23 protein-coding genes are annotated in these 24,136 nt (G+C 70.4%); 13 read left to right on the forward strand and 10 right to left on the reverse strand.

Going from position 1 to position 24,136, the window contains the following annotated elements; translation table 11 throughout:
- Positions 1-112 precede the first annotated feature (112 nt).
- Both C1A17_RS06595 and C1A17_RS06600 read left to right on the forward strand, forming a co-directional pair.
- Positions 113-505, forward strand: a complete 393-nt coding sequence (locus C1A17_RS06595; protein WP_101652026.1) for a universal stress protein — start codon at positions 113-115, stop codon at positions 503-505.
- 275 nt (positions 506-780) lie between these two features.
- Positions 781-1,785, forward strand: a complete 1,005-nt coding sequence (locus C1A17_RS06600; protein WP_101652029.1) for a PDDEXK family nuclease — start codon at positions 781-783, stop codon at positions 1,783-1,785.
- 134 nt (positions 1,786-1,919) lie between these two features.
- Here C1A17_RS06600 and sucD read toward each other — a convergent pair whose 3' ends face one another.
- Both sucD and sucC read right to left on the reverse strand, forming a co-directional pair.
- Entirely contained in the window at positions 1,920-2,816 is an 897-nt protein-coding gene (sucD, locus tag C1A17_RS06605; protein ID WP_101652031.1) for a succinate--CoA ligase subunit alpha, read from the reverse strand.
- Positions 2,817-2,840: 24 nt separating this feature from the next.
- Positions 2,841-4,013 (reverse strand): ADP-forming succinate--CoA ligase subunit beta, encoded by a 1,173-nt coding sequence (sucC, locus tag C1A17_RS06610; RefSeq protein ID WP_101652033.1) that lies wholly within the window; start codon positions 4,011-4,013, stop codon positions 2,841-2,843.
- Between the two features lie 595 nt (positions 4,014-4,608).
- Between sucC and C1A17_RS06620 the strand changes: the two genes are divergently transcribed.
- From C1A17_RS06620 to C1A17_RS06630, 3 genes are all read left to right on the forward strand, one after another.
- Positions 4,609-5,103, forward strand: coding sequence for a MarR family winged helix-turn-helix transcriptional regulator (locus C1A17_RS06620; protein ID WP_101652037.1), 495 nt, complete (start codon positions 4,609-4,611; stop codon positions 5,101-5,103).
- On the forward strand, positions 5,100-5,885 hold the full coding sequence (locus C1A17_RS06625) for a tyrosine-protein phosphatase (RefSeq protein ID WP_101652039.1): 786 nt from the start codon (positions 5,100-5,102) through the stop codon (positions 5,883-5,885). Before C1A17_RS06620 ends, C1A17_RS06625 begins: the two co-directional genes overlap by 4 nt.
- A 105-nt stretch (positions 5,886-5,990) precedes the next feature.
- Complete coding sequence (locus C1A17_RS06630) at positions 5,991-6,701, forward strand: hypothetical protein (RefSeq protein ID WP_245873540.1); 711 nt, start codon at positions 5,991-5,993, stop codon at positions 6,699-6,701.
- 51 nt (positions 6,702-6,752) lie between these two features.
- On the opposite strand, the gene C1A17_RS06635 is transcribed toward C1A17_RS06630, so the two are convergent.
- From C1A17_RS06635 to C1A17_RS06660, 5 genes are all read right to left on the reverse strand, one after another.
- Entirely contained in the window at positions 6,753-7,229 is a 477-nt protein-coding gene (locus C1A17_RS06635; RefSeq protein ID WP_180953238.1) for a hypothetical protein, read from the reverse strand.
- A 68-nt stretch (positions 7,230-7,297) separates the two neighbouring features.
- Positions 7,298-8,404, reverse strand: coding sequence for an adenosine deaminase (locus C1A17_RS06645; protein ID WP_101652049.1), 1,107 nt, complete (start codon positions 8,402-8,404; stop codon positions 7,298-7,300).
- A gap of 118 nt (positions 8,405-8,522) precedes the next feature.
- Entirely contained in the window at positions 8,523-9,725 is a 1,203-nt protein-coding gene (locus tag C1A17_RS06650) for a BMP family lipoprotein (protein WP_146000591.1), read from the reverse strand.
- Positions 9,722-10,891 carry an amidohydrolase gene (locus C1A17_RS06655; protein WP_101652053.1) on the reverse strand — a complete coding sequence of 390 codons (1,170 nt, stop codon included), beginning with the start codon at positions 10,889-10,891 and terminating at the stop codon, positions 9,722-9,724. Before C1A17_RS06655 ends, C1A17_RS06650 begins: the two co-directional genes overlap by 4 nt.
- Before the next feature lie 133 nt (positions 10,892-11,024).
- Positions 11,025-12,137 carry a mannose-1-phosphate guanylyltransferase gene (locus C1A17_RS06660; protein WP_425427316.1) on the reverse strand — a complete coding sequence of 371 codons (1,113 nt, stop codon included), beginning with the start codon at positions 12,135-12,137 and terminating at the stop codon, positions 11,025-11,027.
- Between the two features lie 306 nt (positions 12,138-12,443).
- Here C1A17_RS06660 and sdhC point away from each other — a divergent pair, with 306 nt between their 5' ends.
- From sdhC to C1A17_RS06685, 5 genes are all read left to right on the forward strand, one after another.
- Positions 12,444-12,821 (forward strand): succinate dehydrogenase, cytochrome b556 subunit, encoded by a 378-nt coding sequence (gene sdhC / locus C1A17_RS06665; RefSeq protein ID WP_101652057.1) that lies wholly within the window; start codon positions 12,444-12,446, stop codon positions 12,819-12,821.
- Between the two features lie 6 nt (positions 12,822-12,827).
- Positions 12,828-13,280 (forward strand): succinate dehydrogenase hydrophobic membrane anchor subunit, encoded by a 453-nt coding sequence (locus tag C1A17_RS06670; protein WP_101652059.1) that lies wholly within the window; start codon positions 12,828-12,830, stop codon positions 13,278-13,280.
- A gap of 29 nt (positions 13,281-13,309) precedes the next feature.
- The gene (sdhA, locus tag C1A17_RS06675; protein WP_101652061.1) at positions 13,310-15,070 is read left to right on the forward strand and encodes a succinate dehydrogenase flavoprotein subunit; all 1,761 of its coding nucleotides are present in this window, start codon (positions 13,310-13,312) and stop codon (positions 15,068-15,070) included.
- The gene (locus C1A17_RS06680; protein WP_101652063.1) at positions 15,070-15,867 is read left to right on the forward strand and encodes a succinate dehydrogenase iron-sulfur subunit; all 798 of its coding nucleotides are present in this window, start codon (positions 15,070-15,072) and stop codon (positions 15,865-15,867) included. The genes sdhA and C1A17_RS06680 overlap by 1 nt, the downstream gene beginning before the upstream one ends.
- A gap of 121 nt (positions 15,868-15,988) precedes the next feature.
- Positions 15,989-17,131, forward strand: coding sequence for a D-alanyl-D-alanine carboxypeptidase family protein (locus C1A17_RS06685; RefSeq protein WP_245873544.1), 1,143 nt, complete (start codon positions 15,989-15,991; stop codon positions 17,129-17,131).
- Between the two features lie 103 nt (positions 17,132-17,234).
- Here C1A17_RS06685 and C1A17_RS06690 read toward each other — a convergent pair whose 3' ends face one another.
- From C1A17_RS06690 to trpS, 3 genes are all read right to left on the reverse strand, one after another.
- The gene (locus tag C1A17_RS06690; RefSeq protein WP_101652067.1) at positions 17,235-18,281 is read right to left on the reverse strand and encodes an App1 family protein phosphatidate phosphatase; all 1,047 of its coding nucleotides are present in this window, start codon (positions 18,279-18,281) and stop codon (positions 17,235-17,237) included.
- Between the two features lie 94 nt (positions 18,282-18,375).
- Positions 18,376-18,978 carry a 2'-5' RNA ligase family protein gene (locus C1A17_RS06695; RefSeq protein ID WP_146000592.1) on the reverse strand — a complete coding sequence of 201 codons (603 nt, stop codon included), beginning with the start codon at positions 18,976-18,978 and terminating at the stop codon, positions 18,376-18,378.
- Positions 18,956-19,972 carry a tryptophan--tRNA ligase gene (trpS, locus tag C1A17_RS06700; RefSeq protein WP_425427280.1) on the reverse strand — a complete coding sequence of 339 codons (1,017 nt, stop codon included), beginning with the start codon at positions 19,970-19,972 and terminating at the stop codon, positions 18,956-18,958. The genes C1A17_RS06695 and trpS overlap by 23 nt, the downstream gene beginning before the upstream one ends.
- 313 nt (positions 19,973-20,285) lie before the next feature.
- Here trpS and C1A17_RS06705 point away from each other — a divergent pair, with 313 nt between their 5' ends.
- The 3 genes from C1A17_RS06705 (at position 20,286) to C1A17_RS06715 (ending at position 24,114) form a co-directional block, all read left to right on the forward strand.
- Complete coding sequence (locus tag C1A17_RS06705) at positions 20,286-22,523, forward strand: carbon starvation CstA family protein (protein ID WP_101652073.1); 2,238 nt, start codon at positions 20,286-20,288, stop codon at positions 22,521-22,523.
- Entirely contained in the window at positions 22,520-22,732 is a 213-nt protein-coding gene (locus C1A17_RS06710; RefSeq protein WP_101652075.1) for a YbdD/YjiX family protein, read from the forward strand. Before C1A17_RS06705 ends, C1A17_RS06710 begins: the two co-directional genes overlap by 4 nt.
- A gap of 320 nt (positions 22,733-23,052) precedes the next feature.
- Positions 23,053-24,114, forward strand: coding sequence for a 2,3-butanediol dehydrogenase (locus C1A17_RS06715; protein WP_101652077.1), 1,062 nt, complete (start codon positions 23,053-23,055; stop codon positions 24,112-24,114).
- Positions 24,115-24,136 lie beyond the last annotated feature (22 nt).

Below are 24,136 nucleotides of genomic sequence, written 5' to 3' on the forward strand. Positions count from 1 at the left end.
CACCTCACCAGCGCACTACGTGCATCGCGCAGGTTCGGTGGCCCTGTGCACAGGCCCACCGGAGCCGACTAGAGTGGAGAGCGACGACCGCCCCACCCGAGGAGACGCACGCATGACCATACTCGTCGGCTACGCCCCCAACCCCGAGGGCATGGCGGCCGTGGAGTTCGGGATCCGCCAGGCCCGCGCCTTCGACGACACCCTGCTCGTGCTCAACGCCGGGATCGGCGAGTCGCAGGACGAACGCGGTGTCGCCACGAAGAACGAGCTCGCCGCCGTCGTCGAGAAGCTCCAGGCCGCCGGGATCAAATACGAGGCCAAGCAGTTCCTCCGCGGCAACGACGCTGTCGAGGAGATCCTCGCCCTCGCCGAGGCCTCCCCCGAGATCTCGATGATCATCATCGGCTCCCGCAAGCGCTCGGTCGTCGGCAAGCTCATCATGGGTTCCTCCGCACAGCGCATCATCCTCGGCTCGCCGGTCCCCGTGATCTCCGTCAAGTCCTGACTCCTCCCGCCCCGGCGCTCCGGGCCACCGCGGCCCCTCCCGCGACCACGTCCCGGCCGGTTGAGGTCTCTCCCGTTCTCAGCCGACTGCGGTCCCCTCCTCCTTCGGACAACGGAAACTGCGGTGGCGGGCGGAGACTGTGAAGTCTGTGCCCGCCACCGCAGTTTCCGTTGCACCCTGGTGCGCCGAAACCACCTGTGACCTGAGATCGCACCGCAGTCCACAGGTTCCCTCAGGCCATTCACCTCCGACCCGGCGCGCGCAACGCTGTGCACATGACTCTCATCGTCACACATCAGGAGCTGCTCGACGCCGGTACGCAGTGGAGAACGATCTCCCAGATGATCCGGTGCTGCGTCATCCGTGCGCTCGTCGGTGTCTACGTCATCCATCGGCGCTGCGACCGACCGCTGCACCGGGGCGCGGCACAGGCGATCGCTCCCTCGGACCACGCGACTCTTGAGGCGCTCGCATCGACACACGCCCACATCCGTGCCGCCGCGGCCCGCGGTCTGCTCATCGAGGCCTTCACCGCATCGCGGCACGGCGCTGGACTGCTCGACAGGGGCGCGGCCGTGTTCTCCCACCTCAGCGCCGCACATCTTCACGGACTCGCTCCCGCACTCGACGAACCCCCGCGCGTCGAGGTGCTCCGGCCGGGCAGGACCCACCGTTCCGAGTACTCGCACCTGCGCGCCCTCTCCGTCCCGGACGATCAGATCGTGGAGGTGCAGGGATCGCCCGCGACATCGGTGCCGAGGACTCTGATCGACATCGCCCGGACGCGGGGCCTCGACCAGGCTGTGCCCATGGCCGACGCGGCAGTGCGGTCGGATCTGCTCGAAAGAGGCGACCTCGCCGCGTGCCTGCGGGAGGATGAGCGTCGGCGCGTCGCCGCAGTCGACGATCTGATCCGCCTGGTCGACGGTCTGCACGAGAGCGCGGGCGAGTCGATCCTCGCCGTGCGCCTCGACCGGGCCGGGCTCCTCGACGGAGCATTACCGCAGCACGCGGTGTTCGGGGCACAGGGATTCATCGCGCGGGTCGACTTCGCGTATCCCGCCGCACGACTCGCGATCGAGTTCGACGGCTACGGCAAGTATTTCTTCGACGACCCCGACGGCCGGGCCGCACTCAAGTCGGAGCGCAGGCGCGAAGCGGCGCTCCGGACCGAGGGGTGGGAGGTCATCCGGGTCGAATGGCGCGACCTCTTCGATCCCGCGGCGATGCGGACGATCATCGCCCGGATCCGCCGGCATCTCGCACGAGCAGCCGCCTGAGATCCGACGCCTGCATGCAACGGAAACTGCGGTGGCGGGCACAGACTTCACAGTCTGTGCCCGCCACCGCAGTTTGCGTCGCACTCGCCCGGAGGACGCCCACCCGGACGCAGCCGACGACCGGCGCGCGGGTGTCAGCTGAGGAGGTCGCGCATGAGCTGCGCGGTCTCCGAGGGGGTCTTGCCGACCTTGACGCCGGCGGCCTCGAGGGCCTCCTTCTTCGCCTCGGCGGTGCCGGACGAGCCGGACACGATCGCACCCGCGTGGCCCATGGTCTTGCCCTCGGGAGCGGTGAAGCCGGCGACGTAGCCGACGACCGGCTTGGTGACGTTGGCCTTGATGAACTCTGCCGCGCGCTCCTCGGCGTCGCCGCCGATCTCGCCGATCATCACGATGGCCTCGGTCTCCGGGTCCTCTTCGAATGCGGCGAGCGCATCGATGTGGGTGGTGCCGATGACCGGGTCGCCGCCGATGCCGATGCAGGTGGTGAACCCGAGGTCCCGCAGCTCGTACATCATCTGGTAGGTCAGCGTGCCGGACTTCGAGACCAGCCCGAGCTTGCCCTTCTGCGTGATGTTCGCCGGGATGATGCCGGCGAGCGACTCACCGGGCGAGATGATGCCCGGGCAGTTCGGACCGATGATCCGGGTCGCGTTGCCCTTCTCGGTGGCGTGCGCCCAGATCGCGGCGGAGTCCTGGACGGGGATGCCCTCGGTGATGATGACGAGCAGCTCGATGCCCGCATCGATCGCCTCGAAGCCGGCATCCTTGGAGAAGGCCGGCGGGACGAAGGCGACGGAGACGTTCGCGCCGGTGGCCTCCATGGCCTCGCCGACGGACGCGAACACCGGCAGCTCGACCTCGGCGCCGGAGGCGTCGGTGTGGCTCACGGTGGTTCCGGCCTTGCGCGCATTGACACCGCCGACGACGTTCGCACCCGCGGCGAGCATCCGCGCGGTGTGCTTGGTGCCCTCACCGCCGGTGATGCCCTGGACGATGATCTTCGATTCGGAGTTGAGGAAAATCGACATAGTGTTTGAGGACCTTTCGGGCTATCAGTTCGCGGCGGCGGCGAGTTCAGCGGCCTTGTCGGCCCCGCCGTCCATCGTGTCGGTGAGGGTCACGAGCGGGTGGCCGGCCTTCTCGAGGATCGCTCGGCCCTCCTCCACGTTGTTGCCGTCGAGGCGCACGACGAGCGGCTTGGTCGCCTGGTCGCCGAGGATCTCGAGGGCCTTGACGATGCCGTTGGCGACCGCGTCGCATGCGGTGATGCCGCCGAACACGTTGACGAACACGCTCTTGACCTGCTCGTCGCCGAGGATGACGTCGAGGCCATTGGCCATGACCTCGGCCGAGGCGCCGCCGCCGATGTCGAGGAAGTTCGCGGGCTTGACGCCGTTGTGGGCTTCGCCGGCGTAGGCGACGACGTCGAGCGTGGACATGACGAGTCCCGCGCCGTTGCCGATGACGCCGACCTGGCCGTCGAGCTTGACGTAGTTGAGGTCGAGCTTCTTCGCCTTGAGCTCGAGCGGGTCCTCGGCGTCGATGTCCTGGAGGTCCGCGTGGTCTTCGTGGCGGAACTCGGCGTTGCCGTCGAGGGTGACCTTGCCGTCGAGCGCGATGACGTCGCCGGCCGCGGTCGAGACGAGCGGGTTGACCTCGACGAGGGTCGCGTCCTCGGCATCGAACACGGTCCACAGCTTCTGCAGCACTGCGGCGACCTTGCCGGCGATCGACTGCTCGAAGCCGGCGGCCTCGACGATCTCCTTCGCCTTGGCCTCGTCGATCCCGGTGAGCGGGGACACCGGCACCTTCGCGAGCGCCTCGGGGCGCTCCTCGGCGAGGGTCTCGATGTCCATGCCGCCCTCGGTCGAGCACATCGCGAGGTAGGTGCGGTTCGCGCGGTCGAGGAGGATCGAGAAGTAGTACTCCTCCGCGATGTCCGCGCCCTCGGCGATCATGACCTTCTTGGTGATGTGGCCCTTGATGTCGAGGCCGAGGATCTCCTCGGCCTTCTCCTTGGCCTCCGCCGGGTTGTGGGCGAGCTTGACGCCGCCGGCCTTGCCGCGGCCGCCGATCTTGACCTGCGACTTGACGACGACGGTGCCGCCGCCGAGCGCCTCGGCCGCGGCCTGCGCCTCCTCGGGGGTTTCGGCGACCTGAGCGCGGAGCACGGGCACGCCGTGCTTCTCGAAGAGGTCACGCGCCTGATACTCGAAAAGATCCACGTGTGTTCCTAACGTCCGTGCGCGCTCCGCCGGGCCCGGATCGAACAGGACCGCGCGGGCGCGCCGCTTGCGGGTGGGTATGAAGCGAATCAACCGCTTCCCACCCTAGTCCCATCCGCGAGCGTGGTCACACCGGCCCCGCCGCGCAGCCGAGGCGCCGGCCACGTCACCGTGCCGGAGCAGGCCACCCGGCCGAGGCGCCGGCTCGGTCACCGTGCCTGGGCAGGCCACCCGGCCCAGGCGCCGGCCCGGTCACCGTGCCTGGGCAGGCCACCCGGCCGAGGTGCAAGCACCGTGACCCTGCCGGACCTCGGTACCCAGCCGAAGCGCCGACCACGGCATCATGCTGGACCTCGGCGTTCAACCGAGGCGCCAGCCGCAGCACCCGGCCGAGGCGCCGTCCTCATCCGGGCCACCGCCCCCCAGCCGAGCAGCAGCGCGGAGGACGGCATCCGCGTCGACGGACCGGCCGACGGGAGTCGCGACACCGAGCATGGCTGCGGGGCACCGGACCCGCTGCACCGCCCGCCCGCTGCCGCTTGGCGTCAAGAATCTTTTCGCCAAAGTATCTTGACGCCGGAAGTACCATGGACACATGGATGAGGTCGACCGGATCGTCGCCGCGTGGCGCCACGAGCGCCCCGACATCGACGTGTCCCCGATGGAGGTCCTCTCCCGCGTCTCCCGGCTCGCCAAGCAGCTCGACAAGGCGCGCAAGGTCACCTTCCACAACCACGGCCTCGAGGTCTGGGCCTTCGACGTGCTGTCCGCTCTCCGGCGGTCCGGCGCGCCCTATCAGCTCTCCCCCTCCCAGCTCATCGGCGAGATGATGGTGACGTCGGGGACCATGACGAACCGGATCGACCGCCTCGTGTCCGCCGGCTGGGTGTCGCGCCATCCCGACCCGGCCGACCGCCGCGGCGTCCTCGTCCGTCTCACCGAGGCCGGCCAGACGAAGGTCGACGACTCCCTCGCCGAGCTCCTCGTCCTCGAGGCGGAGCTCCTCGGACAGCTCTCCGCCCCGCAGCGCCGCAAGCTCAGCGAGCTCCTGCGGCAGCTCTCGAGCGGCTTCGACGCGGAGGACGAATGACCTCGAGCCGCTCGGAGCCCGGGGACGGCCGCGACCTCGCCGTCGACGGCGCGCTCAACCTCCGCGACCTCGGCGGACTGCCGATCCCGAACGGCACCACCCGCTTCCACCGTGTGGTGCGCGGCGGGCGCCGGGAGCGCCTGACCGCCCGCGGCTGGCGGCAGCTCGCCGCCCACGGGATCGGACACGTCATCGATCTGCGCACCCCGGCCGAGGTCAGCCGGCGCGACACGGACCCGCGGGTCGACCCGGCGGCATGGGCCGGATTCGAGATCCACCCGATGCCCGTCGAGGACTTCGGCGTCCGCGCCTATACCGCCGCGCTCGACCACCCGTACCTCAACCATCCCGGGCACTACCGTCTCCTCCTCGACCACTTCCCCGACGAGCTCGCCGCAGTCATGCGCCTGCTCTCGGAGATCGCGCGCACCGCCGGGACCGCGGACGGCGCCGGCGTCTACGTCCACTGCTCGGCCGGGCGCGATCGCACGGGCCTCGTCTCGGCCTGGCTGCTCCAGCTCGCTGGGGTCGCGGATGCCGACATCGTCGCCGACTACCGCCGCTCGCTCGACTGGGTCAACGAGTACCACCGGACCTCGAACCACCCGGTGGAGAAGCACGAGCCGCCCGAGGTGTTCGAACCCTGGGCCGAGTCCCGCACCCGCGCGCTCGGCGTGTTCCTCCGCGCCCACCCGGCGGGCACCGCCCTTCCGGCACTCGGGCTCACCCCGGAGGAGACGACGGCCCTGCGCGGGCTCCTCGCACCCGCCCCGCCGGCCTGATCCGTCCCGCCGGCCTGAGCCGCCGCCCGGTGTCGCTCCCGGGGCCGGGCGATGTGCGCCCCTAGAATCGGGTGGAGACGACGACCCCTGCTGAAGGTGATGAGTGTGCGCCAGCGCTTCCTGACCGTTCCCGCAGCCGCCGCGTGCGCGCTGCTCGCCCTCACCGGGTGCCAGGTCACGGGCACCGAGCGGCCCGATCCCGAGCCCTCGGTGAGCCCCGAGGTCGCAACTCCGGTCGAGACCCCCGATTCCGCGCCCGCGGTCACGCTCGTCGACGTCTCCCCCGGCGGCGCGGTCGAGGTCGACCCGGTGTGGGCCGGTCTGCAGACCGCAGCCGAGCAGGGCGAGGATGCCTACCTCGACGTCCACATCCACAGCTATCAGGAGCCCGGGGACGAGGGCGAGGTCACGCTCACCCCCTCGACCCCGAACAGCATGAGCATCACGCTCCCCGCGGAGGCGGTCGACGCCGAGCGCGCTCCGTTCTACCGGATCCTCGGCACGTTCTCCGCCGAGGAGGTCGGCTCCTCGGCGTATGCGCTCGAGGTCGTCGACACCGAGGAGATCGCCGAGGTCCGCCCCACCGGCCCGAGCACCGAGGAGCGGTGCACCGCCGAGGACGCGAACGAGCGGATCCAGCAGGCCGCGCAGCAGCTCGCCGACGATCCCGGGTCTCGGGAGGAGCTCCGCCTCCTGTGGGCCAGCGCGCCCGAGGTGTGGTGGGGCATCCAGCGCACCGCGGCGACGCTCGGTGATTCCGAGGGCGAGGCCGCCGGCGACTTCCTCACCGAGGCCTGCGGCGCCTACCTCGGCTGAGCAGGCCGCGCGCTCCGCCTGACTGCCAGGGAGCGCGGCTGCCAGGGGCGCCTAGCGCCCGGGAGCACCGTCCGCAGTCGCCGCCCGGTCGTTCTCCTCGTGGACGGCGAGCGCGGTCTCGTAGGCGCGCAGGGTGGGAGGTGCGAAGAGCGCGATGAGCCCGAGCACCGCGGGCGCGATCGAGGCCACCGGCAGCAGCCAGCCGGAGCCGAGGACCGAGAGCCCGAAGAGGATGAGCAGCACCTGCCACGCGACCGTGGCCGGCCGGGCCCAGCGGCGCATCCGGTGGAGGCCGACGGCGACGCCGGCGAGTCCGAGCGCGAGGATCGCGAACATCACCGCGAGCGACAGGAGCGAGGTGGTGAGCGCGGGCTCACCGGCACGGGCGAGCGTGACGAAGAACACTGCGGACACGACGAGCGCCGCGATCTCGAGGACGAGCATCGCGATCGCCGCCCACAGCGTCCAGGGGCGGGCCGGCAGCGGCAGGGGTGCCGCCGTCCCTCCGCCCGCTCCGGAACCACCCACTCCGGAACCGGCTGCTCCCGAACCGCCGGCTCCGGAGCCTGCCGCCCCGGAGGTCCGCTCGCGGTCCGTCACAGGGTCATCCGCTCGAAACCGGGGATGAGGATCTCGTCGATGAACCGCTCGCGGGCGTCGAGCGGGATGAAGGCGCAGCCGAGCGCGTTGACGGTGGCCCACTCGAGATCGGCCTGGTCCCATCCGGCCTCGTCGATGAGGAGGCGCATCTCGCGGCTCACCGAGGTCGCGGACATCAGCCGGTTGTCCGGGTTGACGGTGACGGCGAACCCGAGGTCCTTGAGCCCGGTGATCGGGTGGTCGGCGATCGAGCCGGCCGCGCCGGTCTGGAGGTTCGACGAGGGGCACATCTCGAGCGGCACCTGGTGGTCGAGGATCCACGCCGCGAGCCTGCCGAGCGTCCCGTTGCCGTCGACGACGTCCATGTCCTCGACGATCCGCACTCCGTGGCCGATGCGCTGGGCGCCGCACACCTGGACGGCCTCGAGGATCGATTCCACACCGGCCGCCTCGCCCGCGTGGATGGTGACCGGGAAGCACTCACGATGGAGGTAGTCGAAGGCCTGGAGGTGCTCGGCCGGCGGGTTGCCCGCCTCGCCGCCGGCGATGTCGAAGCCGACGACACCGGTGTCCCGGTGCCGGATGGCGAGCTCGGCGACCGCGAGCGAGTTCCGGGCGTGGCGCATGCCGGTGAGGACCTGGCCGGTCCGCACGAACCGCCCCGCCTCGGCCGCGATCGCCTCGCCCTCGTCGAGTCCGGCCTGGACTGCGATCACGGCCGCGTCCATGTCGAGCCCGGCGCGCAGGTGCTGCTCGGGGGCCCAGCGCGCCTCGGCGTAGAACACGCCGTCGGCGACCTGGTCGAGCACCCATTCCCGGGCGACCCGGGTGAGCGCCTCGGCGGTCTGCATGACGGCGATCGTGTGGTCGAAGGTCTCGAGGTAGCGCGTGAGGTCCCCGGAGTCCGCGGATTCGGAGAACCACGCCCCGAGGTCCGTCGGGTCCGCTGCGGGGAGGTCGTGGCCGATCTCCCGGGCGAGATCGATGATCGTCGCGGGCCGCAGCCCCCCGTCGAGATGATCGTGCAGCGACACCTTGGGGAGTCGGAGGACGGGGTCGTCGGCGTCGACTCCGCGGGGAGTCGGAAAGAGTGTCTGATCCACCCCACCAGCATACGCCACCGGCCGCGCCCGCCGGTCGTCGCGAGCGACGCGCACGAGCGGTCCGGGAGGTCCGCCCGGGACGCGCGCCCGAGAGGTACTCCGGCACCGCGGATCAGGCTCAGTCCGCGCCGGGCACCTCGACCTCGCCCTCGGCGATCCGCTCGCGCACCTCGGCGATGTCCCGGCCCAGGCCCGCCACGGAGCTCAGCAGCCCGTCGGTGGCGACGATCTCGACCCCGCCGTTGTCCATCGTCCCGGTGTACTCCGGCGCGCGCACCGCGATGTCGCCGATCGTCCGCTCGTCGCCCGGCGGCTCCCCGAGCTCACCGGCGAACCCGGTCTCCGGCCAGCCGGCGACGGTGGACTGGAACCCGGCGGCGACGTTCGGCACGGTCGAGGCGATGACGTGGTCCCCGAGCACCCCGCCGAGCGTCTGCGAGCCGTCGGTGCCGTACCACACGAGGGTCGGGGTGAAGGGCGGCTCCTCCTCAGCGGCGTCGCCCTCCGCTGCTCCCGCGGCCCCGTCGGCGGCCGGGTCCGGCACCGCGGTGGGGTCCGGCGCCGCGTCGGCGTCCGCGATCCCGTAGTACGCGGTGAACACCTCGAGCACGCCGCTCGCCGCTCCCGAGGCGAACGGCACGATGACGTCGGCACCGGCGTCGAGCGCGTCCTCGGTGTACTCCCGACCGGCCGCCTGCGTGTCGTCCACCGTCCGGCGCTCGGTCGATCCGGCGCGCAGCACCTCGACCGCGGTGCCCGCATCGGCGTTGCGCTGCTCGACCCCGGCGTCGAAGGCGGCGAGCAGCGCGTCGCCGGCGGCGAACCCGCGGGAGGCGAAGATCGCGACGGTGCCGGTCTCCGAGCTCGCCGCCGCGGAGTACCCGGCGATGAACGCGGGCTCGCGGAGGTCGAAGTCGATCGTGACGACGTTGTCCGGGTAGTCGGTGCCGCCGGTGGCGACGGCGAGCCAGACCGTGTCCGGGGAATCGACGGCCACTGCGGAGAGCGTGTCCGCCCCGCCTGGTCCGACGAGCGCGCCGAGGTCACAGCCGGCGGCGGCGAACCGGGAGAGCGCCTCGCCGGTGCCGTCGGTCGTGCTCACGCGCTGGGACGAGGTCGAGGCGAGGAAGCCGGCGGACCGGGCGTTCGACATCTCGCCGAAGCTCAGCTGTCCGATCGACCGGTCGGCGAAGCCCGCCGGGGCGGACACCATGCAGCCGCTCGTCGTCACCGGCTCTGCCGTCTCCGGGGGCTGGCCGCCGCACGCGGTGAGCAGCATCGCCGCCGCCACCGCGCCCGCCGCCCGGCCGATCCGCCTCACCGGAGGCCGACCGCCTTGAGCGCGGTCGCCGCGAACACCCGGGCGCCCATCTCGAGGGCGCCCTCGTCGACGAGGAAGTCGCCCTGGTGGATGTCGTAGGTCACGCCGCCCGGCGTGCGGGTGCCGAGTCGCACGAGCGCACCGGGGCAGTGCGTGAGGTACCAGGCGAAGTCCTCGCCGCCCATCGACTGCGGGGTCAGCTGCACGCTGTCCTCGCCGAGCTCCTCCTTGACCGCGGCCTCGATGATCGCGACCTCGGGCTCGGTGTTGACCACCGGGGGCACACCGCGACGGTGGGTGAGCTCGACCTCGACACCGTAGGGCCCGGTGATCCGGTCGACGAGCTCCGGGAGGACCTCGGCCACCTGGTTCCAGCCGTCGACGTCGAGGCAGCGCAGGGTGCCCATGATCGACCCCTCGCTGGGCACGACGTTCGCGGCGTGGCCGGCCTCGATCGCTCCCCACACGAGGGAGATCGCATGGCGCGGATCGATGAGCCGGTGGAGCGTCGCGGGCAGGTCGGTGGCGACCTTGCCGAGCGCGTAGACGAGGTCCTCGGTGAGGTGCGGGCGCGAGGTGTGGCCGCCGTGGCCGCGTAGCCGCACGATCACCGTGTCCCCGGCTGCGGTGATCGCCCCGATCCGCGAGCCGACGCGTCCGACGTCGACGTTGGGATCGCAGTGGATCGCGAACACCTGCGGCACGTCGGCGAGCACGCCCTGCTGGATGACGGTGAGGGCGCCGCCGGGGGTGACCTCCTCGGCGGGCTGGAAGATCAGGCGCACGGTCCCGCCGAGACCGCCCGGCCGCGAGCGGTGGATGTCGTGGAGGGCGAGGCCGGCGCCGACGAGCGCGCTGAGGTGGATGTCGTGTCCGCAGGCGTGCGCCACGCCGGGGGTGGTCGAGACGAAGTCGGTGCCGGTGAGGTCGTCGAGCGGGAGCGCGTCGATGTCGGCCCGCAGGCCGACGGCGAGCGGTCCCTCACCGACCTCGCACACGACGCCGGTGCCCTCGAGCCGGCGGGGGTGCAGACCGGCCTCCTCGAGGACGGCGACGATCCGGTCGGTGGTGCGGAACTCCCGGAAGGACAGCTCGGGGTGCGCGTGGATGTCGCGGCGGAACCCGATGAGGGCGTCGAGGTGGGGAGCGAGGGCGGTACGGATCACGCGGCATCGGGCTTTCGGATGGACGGCAACGTGGTCACCGAGTCTAGTCCGCCGAACGGCACCGGATGACGGCAGATGACGCCAGATGACAGCCCGCCCGCTCCGCCGCTCCCCGCGGTGCGCCCGGCGAACGTCACAGGACGTCCTCCCGGCCGATCTCGCGAGCCCGTTCGACGGCCCTCTTGACGTCCTGGGCGTGGCCACGGTCGGCGACGAGCAGCGCATCGGCGGTGTCGACGACGATGACGTCGGTGAGCCCGACGACGGCGACGAGCCGCCCCTGGTCGGACACGACGACCCCGGAGGCGTCGATGTCGACGACATCGACGTCCTCGCCCACGGTGAACATCCCCTGCTCCTCGCCGCGCACGGGCTGGCGGAGCTTCGCCACCGAGTCGAAGTCGCCCACGTCGTCCCAGCCGAAGTCGCCCGGGATGACGACGACGCGCCCGGCCGCCGCGGCGGGCTCGGCGACGACGTAGTCGATGGCCTTCTTCTCCAGCCGGGGCCAGACCTCGGCGAGGACCCGTTCCCGCTCGGCGCCGACCGGTGCGTCCGCGATCGTCCGCAGCCCGGCGTGGAGATCGGGCGCCTGCTCGGCCATGACCTCGAGCAGCGCGGACGCCCGGGCGATGAACATCCCGGCGTTCCAGCGGTACCGGCCCGAGTACGTGTACTCGCGGGCGAGCCCGGCCTCGGGCTTCTCGACGAATGCGAGGGCGCGCCGGGCGGTCGGCGCGGCGGACAGCCCGAGCAGCGGCCCGGTGCGGATGTAGCCGTAGGCGGTCGCCGGATAGGTCGGGGTGATGCCGACGGTGACGATGTCGCCCCCGGCGGCCGCGGCGCACGCCTGGGCGATGACCGCGGAGAACTCGTCGACGTTGGTGATCGAGTGGTCGGCGGAGAAGGATCCGATGATCGCCTCGGGGTCCTCGTCGGCGATGAGCATCGCGGCGAGACCGATCGCGGCAGCGGAATCCTTGGGGCTCGGTTCCGCCACGATCCGTCCGGGGACCAGCCCCGGGAGCTGCTGCCGCACCGCGGCCACGTGCTGCGCGCCGGTGACGACGGTGATCCGCTCCGGGGACACGAGCGGCTCGACCCGGTCCCATGTCGACTGGAGGAGCGATCGCCCGACGCCGAGGACGTCGTGGAGGAACTTCGGCGAGCCGGCTCGGGAGAGCGGCCACAGCCGCGTGCCGGAGCCCCCGGCGGGGATCACGGCGTGGAAGCGGGCGCCCGGCACGAGCGGAACGGCTGCGGTCTGCGGGATGCGATGGAGGTCGTCGGTGGTCACGCCCTCCATTGTCCCGGCCACCGGCCCCGCGGACCGCATCGACCCGCCGCAGGCCGCCGGACCGCACTCATGAATACGACAGGCCGACGTCGCGTAATTCGGGCCTGGACACGCGGAGTCCGGATGGTGGACCGCACTCCCCGGCTCCGCTCATGGAATTCGCAGGAAGCGGGGCGTTTCGATTGGCACCGGTGGGAAAACCGGCGTAACTTCGGAAGGTAACTCAATTGCTCGTATCCACTTGGAGGATGCCCCGTGGCCAAAGCGACTACGGGCACTCTGTACCGAGGGAATGAGGGAATGTGGTCGTGGGTCGCACATCGCGTGACCGGCGTCGGCATCTTCTTCTTCCTCCTGGTGCACGTGCTCGACACAGCCCTCGTCCGCGTCTCGCCGGAGGCGTACAACGCCGTCATCGCGACGTACAAGACCCCCCTCATGGGCATCGGTGAGATCGCTCTCGTCGCAGCCATCGTGTACCACGCCTTCAACGGCCTGCGCGTCATCCTCGTCGACTTCTGGAAGGGCGGACCCAAGAACCAGAAGAAGCTGTTCTGGGGCGCCATGATCCTGTGGCTCGTCGTGATGATCGGCTTCCTGCCCCGCCAGCTCATGCACATCTTCGGAGGTTGATGAGAGATGACTGCTTCGACCATCCCGGCCCCGCGCACCGGCTACTCGCGCCACAAGTCCACCCGCTCGAAGTTCGAGCTCTTCGCCTGGCTCTTCATGCGCCTGTCGGGCATCGTGCTCGTCGTGCTGATCTTCGGCCACCTGTTCGTCAACCTGTGGCTCGGTGAGGGCGTCAACCGCATCGACTTCGGCTTCGTCGCCGGCAAGTGGGCCAACCCGTTCTGGCAGATCTGGGATCTCGTCATGCTGTGGCTCGCGATGATCCACGGCACCAACGGCATGCGCACGATCATCTCCGACTACGCGGAGAAGCCCGGCACCCGGGTCGCGCTCCAGATAGTGCTCTACGTCGCCTCGGCCGTCATCATCGCGCTCGGCACCCTGGTGATCTTCACCTTCGAGCCCTGCCCGGTCAACGCCGACCCGTCACTTCTCGCGTCCTTCTGCACCGCCAGCTGACGCAGGCCCTACAAGGAGATCTGAATTCTATGCAGGTACATGAGTACGACGTCGTCATCGTCGGCGCCGGCGGCGCGGGCATGCGGGCGGCCATCGAGTCCGGGCAGCGCGCCCGGACCGCGGTGCTGACCAAGCTCTACCCCACCCGCTCCCACACCGGCGCGGCCCAGGGCGGCATGTGCGCTGCGCTGGCCAACGTCGAGGAGGACAATTGGGAGTGGCACACCTTCGACACGATCAAGGGCGGCGACTACCTGGTCGACCAGGACGCCGCCGAGGTCATGGCGAAGGAGGCCATCGACGCCGTCCTCGATCTCGAGAAGATGGGTCTGCCGTTCAACCGCACCCCGGAGGGCCGGATCGACCAGCGCCGGTTCGGCGGACACACCCGCGACCACGGCAAGTCGCCGGTGCGCCGCGCGTGCTACGCCGCTGACCGCACCGGGCACATGATCCTCCAGACCCTCTACCAGAACTGCGTCAAGCACGGGGTCGAGTTCTACAACGAGTTCTACGTCCTCGATCTCGTCATGACCGAGGTCGACGGGGTCCGCCGCCCGGCCGGCGTGGTCGCCTACGAGCTCGCCACCGGAGAGATCCACGTCTTCCGCTCGAAGGCCGTGGTGTTCGCCACCGGCGGCTTCGGCAAGGTCTTCAAGACCACCTCGAACGCCCACACCCTCACCGGTGACGGCGTCGCGGTGACCTACCGCCAGGGCCTCCCCCTCGAGGACATGGAGTTCTTCCAGTTCCACCCGACCGGCCTCGCCGGACTCGGCATCCTCCTGTCCGAGGCCGCCCGCGGTGAGGGCGCGGTGCTCCGCAACTCCGACGGCGAGCGCTTCATGGAGCGCTACGCCCCCACCATCAAGGACCTCGCCCCGCGCGACATCGTCGCCCGGTCGATGGCCAACGAGGTGCGCGAGGGACGCGGCTGCGGTCCGAACAAGGACTACGTGCTCCTCGACCTCACCCACCTCGAGCCGGCGCACATCGATGCGAAGCTGCCCGACATCACCGAGTTCGCCCGCACCTACCTCGGTGTGGAGCCCTACACCGAGCCGGTGCCGGTGTTCCCCACCGCGCACTACGCGATGGGCGGCATCCCGACGAACATCAAGGCCGAGGTGCTGTCGAACAACACCGACGTCGTCCCCGGCCTATACGCCGCCGGCGAATGCGCCTGCGTGTCCGTGCACGGCTCCAACCGCCTCGGCACGAACTCGCTGCTCGACATCAACGTGTTCGGCAAGCGCGCGGGCATCGCGGCGGCGGAGTACTCCGCGACCGCGGTCATGCCCGAGCTCCCGGAGGCACCGGAGGCCCGCGTCGTCGAGATGATCGAGTCGATGCGCAAGGCGTCGGGGACCGAGTCCGTGGCCGCGATCCGCCGGGATCTCCAGGAGGTCATGGATACCGATGTCCAGGTGTTCCGCACCGACGAGACCCTGCGCAATGCGCTCGACGTCATCGCCGAGCTGCGGGCCCGCTACGCGAACGTGGGCATCCACGACCGCGGCAAGCGCTACAACCTCGACCTCCTCGAAGCCGTGGAGCTCGCCTTCCTGCTCGAGATCGCCGAGGTCGTCACCGTGGCCGCGATCCACCGCAAGGAGTCGCGCGGCGGCCACTTCCGCGAGGACTTCCCCGACCGCGACGACGAGAACTTCATGCACCACACGATGACCTACCTCGATCCGAACAGCGAGGCGGAGGGCATCAAGGGCATGCGTCTCGAGACCAAGCCCGTGGTCATGACCCGTTACCAGCCGATGGAGCGTAAGTACTGATGAGCGCGAATCCCGAGACCACCACCGCAGAACCGGCTTCCAAGGTCGACATCCCCGACCACCTCGGCGGGGGCGGCGGGGAGATCCCGTCGTTCGACTGCACCTTCCGGATCGCCCGCTTCGACCCCGAGCAGGACGAGGCGCCGCACTGGGAGGAGTACAGCGTCACGATGTACGGCACCGACCGGGTGCTCGACGCTCTCCACAAGATCAAGTGGGAGATCGACGGCTCGCTGTCGTTCCGCCGCTCGTGCGCCCACGGCGTGTGCGGCTCCGACGCGATGCGGATCAACGGCCGCAACCGGCTCGCCTGCAAGACCCTCCTCAAGGACCTCGACACGAACAAGACCATCACCGTCGAGGCGATCAAGGGCCTGCCGCTCGAGAAGGACCTCATCGTGGACATGGAGCCGTTCTTCCAGTCCTACCGCGAGGTCATGCCGTTCCTCATCACGAACGGCGCCGAGCCGACCCGCGAGCGGCTGCAGTCCGCGGAGGACCGCGAGCGGTTCGACGACACCACGAAGTGCATCCTGTGCGCATCGTGCACGAGCTCGTGCCCGGTGTTCTGGACCGACGGCCAGTACTTCGGCCCGGCCTCGATCGTCAACGCCCACCGCTTCATCTTCGACAGCCGTGACGAGGGCACCGACCTCCGCCTCGAGGTCCTCAACGACCAGGAGGGCGTGTGGCGCTGCCGCACGACCTTCAACTGCACCGAGGCGTGCCCGCGCGGCATCCAGGTGACGAAGGCGATCGCCGAGGTCAAGCAGGCGCTGCTCACCCGCGCCTTCTGACCCTCCCCACACCGCAGTCGCGGCGCCCGGACCTCCATGGTCCGGGCGCCGTGCGCATTCACCGCCGTGGTCCGGACGCCGCGCATCCTCCCCCGCGATCCGCGCCGGTACAATCGGGCGGGTGACCATCGACCTCCGCGCGCCTGCCGCGCTCCTCCTCTCCGGCTCCCTGCTGCTCGGGCCCGCAGGCCTCGCGCTGCCTGCCGCGGCTGCCGCGGAGCCCGCACCCGAGGCGAGCGCGCCCGTCTACGTCTCCCCCGACCTCGGGCCCGGCACCCCGGCGCCCGAACCGGTGGCCGACGCCTGGATCGTCGCCGACCTCGACTCCGGGGAGGCCTTCGCCGCGCACGAGATCGAGGCCGGCCGCGCGCCCGCCTCGGTGATCAAGCTCCTCACCGCGCTCGCCCTCGTCGAGGAGCTCGACGACCCCGAGCAGGTGTACGTGCCGGTGTTCGAGGACATGGCCGTCGACGGCACGAAGGCGGGGATCGTCCGGGAGAACGAGTACACGATCGACGACCTCTTCCACGCGATGATCATGTCCAGCGCCAACGACGCCGCCCACGCGCTCGGCAACGCGGTGGGCGGGCAGGAGGAGGCGGTCCGGCTGATGAACGACAAGGCCGCCGAGCTCGGCCTCACGGGGACCGTGGCCCGCACCACCTCCGGCCTCGACGCGCCGGGCCAGGTGACGACGGTCGCCGACCAGATGATCGTCGCGGCGGCGTTCCTCGAGGACGACTACCTCATGGACATCGCGCGCACCGAGGTCTACGACTTCCCCGGGGCCACGGATCCGGACACCGGGGTGCGGACCGAGGGCTACCAGATCGGGAACCGGACGCGGGTCGTCGGCGAGGTCGACGGCGGCATCGGCCTCAAGAACGGCTACACCGAGGAGGCGCGCGGTTCGTTCGTCGCCGTCGTCGAGCGCGACGGCCGAACCCTCGGCTCGGCGGTGCTGACGAGCGAGAACAACACCCGGCGCGCGGCCCTCGACCTCATCGACTGGGCATTCAATCAGGAGGATCCCGCGGTCGTCGACACGGTGCAGCTCACCCCGGAGCCCACAGCGGAGCCCACGACCGCAGCCCCGTCGCCGAACCCGACGCCCGAGGTCGGGGCGAACGCCGCAGACGCCGATCCGGCGGGTGCGGGCCTCGACCCGCGCATCCTGCTCGGGGCCGCCGGCCTCGTCGTCCTTGCCGGCGGCATCGGATTCATCGTCCTGCGCCGGCGCGGAGGCGCCGCCGGGCGCGGCTGACTCGCGTCCCCGGGTTCACGGATCCGCCCGGTTCCGGCTCCGCAGTCACCCCCCTGTCCACGGCCTCCGGCCACGGCTTCGACCACGTCCGCCGGGGCCCGACTCAGATCGCGGAGATGATCCCGCGTTCGGTGAGCTTCGAGGCGAGCCCCGCGCCGTCGTTCGCGTACACCCATGGCACCCCGGTGCCGCGGCCGCCCTTCTGCGAGCGACCGCCCGCCCACACGGCCTCGCCGACGGTGAGCTGGCGGATCGCGACGGCGGCGACGTTCTCCGGATGGTTCTCGACGAACTCGCCGTAGATCTCCTCGTCGTGCTGGCCGTCGTCGCCGACGAGCAGCCACTTCATGTGGGGGAACTCGCGGGCGAGCCGCTCGAGGGTCGAGCGCTTGTGCTCCTGGCCGGAGCGGAACACCCGAGTGGCGGTGGGGCCCCAGTCGGTGAGGAGCAGCGGCCCGTCCGGGTAGAGGTTCCGGCCGAGGAACCGCTTGAGCGTCGGGGCGACGTTCCAGGCGCCGGTCGACAGGTAGATGATCGGCGAGTTCGGGCGCATGTAGGTCAGACGGTCGTAGAGGACCGACATCCCGGCCACCGGCGAGCGGGCGTGCTCGTCGAGGACGAACGTGTTCCACGCGGCGAGCATGGGACGCGGGAGCGCGGTGACCATGACGGTGTCGTCGATGTCGGAGATGATCCCGAAGCTCTGCTCCTGGCCGATGATCCGCACGGTCGCGCGGTCGACGAGCGAATCGCCGGTCCACATCTCGATCTCGACCGGACCCGGCTGGAAGTCGCCGGGGATCACCGCGTCGACGATGCCGCCGCGGTCGGCGGTGACCATGTGCTCGGCGTCGCCGACCCGCACCCAGGCCGTCTCGTTCGACAGCGGGACGTTGCCGAACGAGCGCCAGCCGCGGATGCTCGCCTTGGTGTCGGCGGCCGGCTGTCCGGTCTTCGTGAGGACGACGCGGGCGAGCACGCGCAGGCTCGTCTCGGTGCCGTAGGAGTCGTAGGCGATGACGGTCGGCTTCCAGTCCCGCCGGCGGACGACGCCGCGCGCCCAGTCGTGATAGCGGTCCTCCCACCGAGCGGCGGTGTGGAGGACTTCCGGGGACAGGTTCAGCGGGGTCTGGTTCTTCTTCGTGGCCACGACAGCATTCTCCCACGGAATGCGCGGCTGTCGCTCATCGGCCCGGCGCCGCCCGGCACCGGCCCGGTGCGGCGTCGGCACCGCGGGGACGCCCTCAGGGGCCGAAGGGCACCTTGTCGAACATCCGCCACCGTCCGGAGGCGTCGTGGAAGTATACGCCGAAGCCGTGGGCCATGAAGCGGACCTCGAACCCGGCGTACTCCCGGTAGGCGCGCTCGAGCGTCTCCTCGGGCACCTCCTGGGCCACGGTGACGTGCGGGTGGTAGGGGTAGGCGAGCTGCTGGTTGAGGACCCCGTGGCGGAGCCCGGTCGAGAGCGTCTGGCACTCGGAGATCCCCCGGGCCACGGTGATGAAGACGACCGGCGACATCGGGAGGAACGTACCGGACCCGCGCAGCTCGATGACGAAGGGCGAGGTGTCGTTGGCGACCCGCCGGATGTGGGAGCGCACGACGGGCCACGATTCGACGGGGATCTCGAGCGGCGGGATCACCGTGATGTGCGTCGGCACCGTGCGGGCGCGCTCGTCGCCGTAGTCGAGGCGGGCCTGCCGGAGCGCGGAGGCGTAGGGCTCGGGGACGTCGAGGGTGACGCCGATGGCGACCATCCCGTGGGCATCCGGGGTGGGCAGCGCCGGGGTGTCCGGAGGGGTCCCCCAGCCGGGCCCCACTGCCTCAGCGGGAGAGGAATCCGACACGGGCGTACACGTCCTCGACGGTGGCGCGGGCGATCACGCGTGCGCGGTCCGCTCCCGCGTGGAGGATCCGCTCGAGCTCGGCGGGATCGTCGAGCAGCTCGAAGGTCCGCTCCCGGACCGGGGCGAGGGATTCGACGGCGAGCTCGGCGAGCGCGACCTTGAGGTGGCCGTACATCTTCCCCTCGAACTGCGCGACGATCGACTCGACCGGCTCCCCGGAGAACGCGGAGTAGATGGTGAGGAGATTGGACACGCCGGGCTTCGCCTCGGGGTCGTAGGCGATGACGGTGTCGTTGTCGGTGACCGCGGACTTGAACTTCTTGAGCAGCGCCTTCGGCTCGTCGAGCACGTCGATCCGGCCGGCGGGATTCGCCGCGGACTTCGACATCTTGGCCCCGGGGTTCTGGAGGTCGTAGATCTTCGCGGTCTCCTTGAGGATGCCGGGCTCCGGCACGGTGAAGGTCGTCCCGTGGCGCTGGTTGAATCGCACGGCGAGGTTGCGGGTGAGCTCGAGGTGTTGGCGCTGGTCCTCGCCGACCGGGACGATGTCGGCCTGGTAGAGGAGGATGTCGGCGGCCATGAGCGCCGGGTAGGTGAGCAGGCCGAGCGAGATGTGCGCGTTCTTCGCGGCCTTGTCCTTGAACTGCGTCATGCGCTGCGCCTCGCCGAGCGAGGCCGTGCACTCGAGCACCCAGCTCAGCTGCGTGGTCTCGGGCACGTGGGACTGGACGAAGATCGTCGACCGCTCCGGGTCGAGGCCGGCGGCGATGAACTGTGCGGCGGTGCGCAGGGTCCGCTCGCGGAGCTCGACCGGATCCTGCTCGACGGTGATCGCATGCATGTTGGCGATGAAGAAGAAGGCGTCGTGCGTCTCCTGCTGCTCGACGAACTGCTGCAGCGCCCCGATGTAGTTCCCCAGGTGGAGCGAGTCCGAGGTGGCCTGGATGCCGGAGAGGGAACGGGGGCGGTGCTGCGATTCGGAGGTCTGCGTCATGGTGCCCATTCTGCCACCGCCGGCCCCGGCCCGCGGACCGGGGCCGGGCACCCGCACCGCGCACCGGCGCGCCGTGCTGATAACGATTCGGGCATCATTCCCCACCCGATGCGGTGTTCGGATTGGACACGGCCGGGGACGAGGGTGCACCCTGGACTGTCTGTCAGCGACCGCACAGACGACGCGGAGCGGTTCCGCAGGTTCCACAAGAGCACCGGACCGTCCCGCACCCTCATTTCCACCGAGGTCAGAGACGACCTCGTCCCACCCGCGCGGGACCCCGCGCCGTCCCTGTCAGTCCGAAGGAGCACCCATGTCGGTTGAGTACGTCAAGACCGATGAGAACCTGCCGCCCGTCGCCGTCGTCGAACGGCCCCGCTGGACCCCGGTGAAGATCGTCATCTGGGTCGCCATCGCCCTCATCGCCGCCATCGGCTGGGTCATGGTGGCGTTCGTCCGCGGCGAGAACCTCAGCGCCACGTGGTTCGTGGCCGCCGCTGTCGGCAGCTATCTCATCGCTTTCCGGTTCTACGCCAAGTTCATCGAGTGGAAGGTGTGCCGGCCCGATCCGAGCCGCGCCACCCCGGCCGAGCTCAAGGACAACGGCCGCGACTTCACGCCGACCGACCGCCGTGTGCTGTTCGGCCACCACTTCGCTGCGATCTCCGGCGCCGGCCCGCTCGTCGGCCCGATCCTCGCCGCGCAGATGGGCTACCTGCCCGGCACGCTGTGGATCATCTTCGGCGTCATCCTCGCCGGCGGCGTCCAGGACTACATGGTCCTCTACTTCTCGATGCGCCGGAACGGCCGCTCGCTCGGCCAGATGGCCCGCGACGAGCTCGGCAAGGTCGGCGGCTTCATCGCCTCGCTCGGCATCCTGCTCATCATGACGATCCTCATCGCCGTGCTCGGCGTCGTCATCATCAACGCGCTCGCCGAGAGCCCCTGGGGCGTCTTCTCGATCGCGATGACCATCCCGATCGCCGTGTTCATGGGCATCTACATGCGCTACCTGCGCCCGGGCCGGGTCATCGAGACCTCGGTCATCGGCGTCGCGCTCCTCGTCCTCGCGATCATCGCCGGCGGCTGGGTGCACAACAGCCCGGTGTGGTCGGAGTTCTTCCACCTCGACAAGACCACGCTCGCCTGGTGCCTGATGATCTACGGCTTCTTCGCCGCGGTCCTGCCGGTGTGGGTGCTGCTCGCGCCGCGCGACTACCTCTCCACCTTCATGAAGATCGGCACCATCGTGCTGCTCGCCGTCGGCATCCTGCTCGTCAACCCGACCGTGCAGATGCCCGCCGTCACCGAGTTCGCCTCGAACACCGCGGGCCCGGCCTTCGCCGGTGCGCTGTTCCCGTTCCTCTTCATCACCATCGCCTGCGGTGCGCTCTCGGGCTTCCACGCACTCATCTCCTCGGGCACCACCCCGAAGCTCATCGAGAAGGAGAGCCAGGCCCGGCTCATCGGCTACGGCGGCATGCTCATGGAGTCCTTCGTGGCGATCATGGCGCTCGTCGCCGCGGTCTGCCTCGACAAGGGCATCTACTTCGCGATGAACGCCGCCGAGCCGCTCACCGGCGGTACCCCGCAGGGCGCGGCCGACTTCATCAACAACTCGCTCGGCATGTCCGGCGTGCAGACCTCGGCGGAGTTCCTCGACCAGGCCGCGCAGGACGTCGGCGAGGAGTCGATCGTGTCGCGCACCGGCGGTGCGCCGACGCTCGCGATGGGCATGGCCCACATCCTCCACAACGTGTTCGGCGGTCCGGCCTGGATGTCGTTCTGGTACCACTTCGCAGTGATGTTCGAGGCGCTCTTCATCCTCACCACGATCGATGCCGGAACCCGCGTGGCCCGCTTCATGCTCGGCGACGCGCTCGGCAACTTCATCCCGAAGTTCCGCGACCCCTCGTGGAACGTCGGCGCGTGGATCACGACGATCGTCATGGTCGGCGCCTGGGGGTCGATCCTCCTCATGGGCGTGACCGATCCGCTCGGCGGCATCAACACGCTGTTCCCGCTGTTCGGCATCTCCAACCAGCTGCTGGCGGCGATCGCGCTGGCGGTGATCTTCGCCCTCGTGTGCAAGTCGGGCTACGCGAAGTACGCGTGGATCCCCGGCATCCCGCTCGCGTGGGATCTCGCGGTGACGATGACCGCGTCGTGGCAGAAGATCTTCTCCTCCGATCCCAAGCTCGGCTACTGGGCGCAGCACTTCGCCTACCGGGACGCGGTGGCCACCGGCGAGACCTCGCTCGGCACCACCGAGGGAGCCGAGGCGATGAATGCGGTGGTCCGCAACACGTTCATCCAGGGAACGCTGTCGATCATCTTCGCCGCCGTCGTCCTCATGGTCGTCGTCATGGCGCTGTGGGCGGCCTTCAAGGCCCTCACCGCGCGCGAGCCGCTGCCGACCACGGAGGAGCCCTACCAGCCCACCCGCCGGTTCGCGCCGGCCGGGCTCATCGCGACGAAGGCGGAGAAGGAGGTTCAGGCCCAGTGGGATAAGCTGGAGCCCTCCGCCGTCGAGCATCGGGAGCACGCATGAGCCGGACCGCAGTGATCGCGCGGATCGCCACCCCGTTCCGCGCCGTCCACTGGTACCTCAAGGAGATCATGGGCGAGAACGCCTACCTCCATTACATCGAGTCGTACCAGCGGCGTCACGGCACCCGCGAGGGCGCCCTGTGCGAGCGCGAGTTCTGGCGCGATCTCACCGACGAGCAGGACCGCAACCCCAAGGTCCGCTGCTGCTGACGGATCGACGTCCCGCCGAGCCGGCGGACTGACCGGCCGGCGAGCATCCCACGAAGGGCCGCCGAGGTGACACCCACCTCGGCGGCCCTTCGCCGTCCCACCCTGCAATTTCCGAAGGTTCCTGAGAGCGAATCCGCCGAGAATTGCGATCTCAGACCGGCAGACGGCGCGCCCCGGGTCAAACCTCGTCCGCGACCCCGGCCCGGCGAGCGTCAGGGGGCGACCGCGGGGGCCGGTGCGGCCGACCACCCGGCGCGGTCTTCGATAAGGTGGAGGAGCGGCACGGACCGTGCCGCCCGCTGTTCGAGAGGAGACGCGCCGTGAAGGCTGCCCGCTACTACGATCGCAAGGACATCCGGATCGAGGAGATCCCCGAGCCGGAGCTCACCCCCGGGAACGTCGCCATCGACGTCGCCTGGTGCGGAATCTGCGGCACCGACCTGCACGAGTACCTCGAGGGACCGATCTTCATCCCGCCGAAGGGGTCGCCGCACCCGATCTCCGGCGAGGAGGCCCCGGTGACGATGGGCCACGAGTTCTCCGGCACCATCACCGCGCTCGGTGAGGGCGTGACCGATCTCGAGGTCGGTCAGCGCGTCGTGGTCGAGCCCTACATCATCCGCGATGACGTCGAGGTGGGACCGGGCCATTCCTACCACCTCTCCCCCGACATGAACTTCATCGGCCTGGGAGGCCGCGGAGGCGGACTGGCGGAGAAGATCGTCGTCGAGCGCCGGTGGGTCCACCCGGTCGGCGACATCCCGCTCGACCAGGCCGCCCTCATCGAACCCCTCTCGGTGGGCCATCACGCCTACGTCCGGAGCGGCGCCGGATCCGGGGACGTCGCACTCGTCGGCGGTGCAGGCCCGATCGGTCTGCTCACCGCCGCGGTGCTCAAGGCCGAGGGACTCACCGTGTACATCTCCGAACTCAGCGAGGCGCGCAAGCAGAAGGCCCGCGAGACCGGAGTCGCCGACGAGGTCTTCGACCCGCGCGAGGTCGACGTGGCCGACCGGGTCAGGGAGCTCACCGACGGCGCGGGAGCCGACGTCGGCTTCGAGTGCAGCTCCGTCCCCGCGGTGCTCGACACGCTCATGGACGCGGTGCGCCCGAACGGGGTCATCGTCAACGTGTCGATCTGGGGCCACAAGCCCGAGGTCGACATGCCCTCGCTCGTACTCAAGGAGATCGATCTCCGCGGCACCATCGGCTACGCGAACGATCATCCCGCGACGATCCGCCTCGTCCAGGAGGGCAAGATCGATCTGGCATCCTTCATCACCGGCCGGATCGGTCTCGACGGCCTCGTCGACGAAGGGTTCGACCAGCTCATCAACAACAATGAGGAGCACGTCAAGATCCTCGTCGACCCCCGCGCGTGAGCCACGGTCGGGCTCCGGCGAT

It is taken from the genome of Brevibacterium ihuae, from assembly GCF_900184225.1.
Taxonomy (GTDB): Bacteria; Actinomycetota; Actinomycetes; order Actinomycetales; family Brevibacteriaceae; genus Brevibacterium; species Brevibacterium ihuae.

Excerpts from the sequence above, each read along its gene's own strand:
- C1A17_RS06595 (WP_101652026.1), top strand. The coding sequence starts at position 113 with ATGACCATACTCGTCGGCTACGCCCCCAACCCCGAGGGCATGGCGGCC.
- trpS (WP_425427280.1), bottom strand. The coding sequence starts at position 19,972 with ATGACGCAGACCTCCGAATCGCAGCACCGCCCCCGTTCCCTCTCCGGC.
- C1A17_RS06710 (WP_101652075.1), top strand. The coding sequence starts at position 22,520 with ATGAGCCGGACCGCAGTGATCGCGCGGATCGCCACCCCGTTCCGCGCC.
- C1A17_RS06680 (WP_101652063.1), top strand. The coding sequence starts at position 15,070 with ATGAGCGCGAATCCCGAGACCACCACCGCAGAACCGGCTTCCAAGGTC.
- C1A17_RS06670 (WP_101652059.1), top strand. The coding sequence starts at position 12,828 with ATGACTGCTTCGACCATCCCGGCCCCGCGCACCGGCTACTCGCGCCAC.
- sucD (WP_101652031.1), bottom strand. The coding sequence starts at position 2,816 with ATGTCGATTTTCCTCAACTCCGAATCGAAGATCATCGTCCAGGGCATC.
- C1A17_RS06600 (WP_101652029.1), top strand. The coding sequence starts at position 781 with ATGACTCTCATCGTCACACATCAGGAGCTGCTCGACGCCGGTACGCAG.
- C1A17_RS06625 (WP_101652039.1), top strand. The coding sequence starts at position 5,100 with ATGACCTCGAGCCGCTCGGAGCCCGGGGACGGCCGCGACCTCGCCGTC.
- C1A17_RS06705 (WP_101652073.1), top strand. The coding sequence starts at position 20,286 with ATGTCGGTTGAGTACGTCAAGACCGATGAGAACCTGCCGCCCGTCGCC.
- sdhA (WP_101652061.1), top strand. The coding sequence starts at position 13,310 with ATGCAGGTACATGAGTACGACGTCGTCATCGTCGGCGCCGGCGGCGCG.
- C1A17_RS06620 (WP_101652037.1), top strand. The coding sequence starts at position 4,609 with ATGGATGAGGTCGACCGGATCGTCGCCGCGTGGCGCCACGAGCGCCCC.